2 protein-coding genes are annotated in these 2,379 nt (G+C 43.5%); both read right to left on the bottom strand.

Annotated features, from left to right (window positions below; translation table 11 throughout):
* Positions 1 to 917: 917 nt before the first annotated feature.
* Positions 918 to 1,439: a TraM recognition domain-containing protein gene (locus A1D16_RS21535; RefSeq protein WP_290713771.1), complete on the bottom strand. Its 522-nt coding sequence runs from the start codon at positions 1,437 to 1,439 to the stop codon at positions 918 to 920.
* A 123-nt stretch (positions 1,440 to 1,562) separates the two neighbouring features.
* Positions 1,563 to 2,255 carry a hypothetical protein gene (locus A1D16_RS21530; RefSeq protein WP_290713768.1) on the bottom strand — a complete coding sequence of 231 codons (693 nt, stop codon included), beginning with the start codon at positions 2,253 to 2,255 and terminating at the stop codon, positions 1,563 to 1,565.
* Positions 2,256 to 2,379: the final 124 nt, after the last annotated feature.

Below are 2,379 nucleotides of genomic sequence, written 5' to 3'. Positions count from 1 at the left end.
CTGCAATCTATATAGACGGGATTTGGGCTGCAAAACCAGTCCGATGAGCAGTGCTGGCAAATTGCGTTTACCAGCTAAGAAAATTCATCAGACATCTGCCCTAAGCAGTGCTTAGGGGTCAGTTCGCCGACCATCGGATCGTCATCTTTTTGCTGTGCGCCAATGGGAGGCTTGGGTGCGGAAGGCATAGTTGACTTCTGGTTTATCGGAATGAAAGGTATTAGGTGATTCTTCGGGTAATTTTTGTATGCCTAGCAACGCATTCATTTTAAGTTGCTGCGCATACAGTTTATCCGACAAATTCATTAGTAGATTGTCCGCTTACCCTATAACCTTTTTGAAATAACTGAGGCTATAAAAAAAAGAAGCCCCCATAATCGTTTCTCCAACGCATCGACTGAAAAAATAAATTACCAAACCAATCAAAAAACAAAATGAGGGCTCTACTATCGTTTCCACTTGACGAGGAGTAACGCTATTCCCGAACCATTTAACCCAATATTTTAGAATATAGGACTCACCGCTACTGACACTGGACTCTGAAAGGTTTATAATGACTTTCTTCAGGCTTTCCAGCCATCTGACAAAACCCGCAATGGTAAAAACAATAAACAGATAATACCACCCCTCGAATAATTGTTGGAGGTAGTCCATGTCAGATGCTCCGAAGTGTCTGCGCGGAAACCAGAGGAAATAGGGATATACCCATAGAACTCCTACAGGAAAAAATAAAAGGAACAATACCATTGTACCATACGAGGCAAACGAAAAGTACCGTCGACCCATATTCTTTCGTATGAAGACCTCAAGAAGCAACCTTGAGTAAGAGTAGAGTAACGATGGTATCATGTTCAGAATAATCGTAAGTAGTACATTACTCCTTTCCTGGTTCGCCCTGATGTTCGGGTTCATAGTGCTTATTTTTTAGTTTGTTGGAAAATCACTTGTTGATGATGAAAACCGCTTGGAAACGCCAATGCCTGACAGTGTATATAGGCTTCAACTTTATAGTTGTTTCGCGGGCCGCCTGATTTCAATTTGACGAACTCCTCGGGCCGAACCATCTTGACCAGTTTAAAGCTTTCATTATAGCTCATACCGATGCTTTCACCTAAACTGGTCCCTCTACTTTCTTCTTTTCTATAAGCCTCTCCTATGAGGTCAGAAGCGTATCGGTTTGTATCAGCGTTATCCGCATTAGCATGAAATATTTTTGTAGCTAGCGTGCCGAGAAAGCTCTTAACCTTGTGTTCCGTCTTATTGCCACCACCCATATTGGCGAAATAGTTGGATAGATTCTGGCTGATATAAACCGTTGCCACACGGCTCTCACGCGCTGTGGTTTGAAAGTCCGTATCATGCTCATGCAGGAAGTTGTGCGCTTCATCAGCCCATAGGAATACGGGGCGGGAATAATCGTTAATTGTCCTACGCTCCATGGCTCGTTGCCAGATATATTTAAAAAGTACCTGGCAGTCACGTCCCACTTTGTGGTAGAACTTCACCGGGATATTGAGCAGTATAATTTTACTTTAAACTAATCCTCTGGCGTAAGGTTGGATTTATGACTGGCAGAACAAAGAGTAAACCGGTTCTTTCATTAGCCGGAACAAAAGACCTGTAAACGACATGGTGATGATCGATCGTGTTTTTTCACTCAACGCCCTGTATTGTTCGATAAAGAAATGATCCACCGCTTTAAGCGTTACTGCATCAGGTGTGGCATCAAGATACATCTGATCCAATTCGTCTTCTTCCGGTAATGTGTTAGACGTCTGGATAAGTTTTTTAATAAACTCATCATACCGCTTTGAGTTTGTATTTGAAGCCATTCTAAACGCATGACCGTAACTGCCGACCCTGGGCGTTTCTTCTTTAGGCTCATTTGCCTTGGGTGCGGTTGTCATGATGTCGTACATGCGTTGAACAGTAACGCTGCCGTAAGCGAGTTTAGCAAGGTCAATAACTGCTGTTATGGCTTGATCGAGGCTGTTTTCCCAAAAGGGATCGTCGCTCTTGCCGCCACCTCTTTCTTCGGATGCTCGGATAACGGTTTTAAGCACCTGAGCGATATTTTCGGTGAGGGATGCACCACCAACGCTGTGACTTGATTCATATTCTAAAAAGTTGAAATAGTATTTTCCGCCGGGTTCTACCATTATCAAGTCTTGTTCGCGACCCGATTCCCGGCAATACTTAACCCATAAATCCTTTTCCGAATGTTTGGCACATAGCACAATGACCTCCAAAACCATTCTCTAAAAACTTACTAGCGATTTTTTGACCTGAACCGGAAGTTTTGCCCGAGCCAATGCCGCCGAAATATTGGCGGTTCCTTCCACGCTGTCTCTAATCGTCCACTTACAGGATTTTGTACCG

This window comes from Flavihumibacter sp. CACIAM 22H1 (assembly GCF_001601815.1).
Taxonomy (GTDB): Bacteria; Bacteroidota; Bacteroidia; order Chitinophagales; family Chitinophagaceae; genus Flavihumibacter.
This window is presented reverse-complemented; position numbering and strand designations above follow the sequence as displayed.

Excerpts from the sequence above, each read along its gene's own strand:
- A1D16_RS21530 (WP_290713768.1), bottom strand. The coding sequence starts at position 2,255 with ATGGTTTTGGAGGTCATTGTGCTATGTGCCAAACATTCGGAAAAGGAT.
- A1D16_RS21535 (WP_290713771.1), bottom strand. The coding sequence starts at position 1,439 with ATGGAGCGTAGGACAATTAACGATTATTCCCGCCCCGTATTCCTATGG.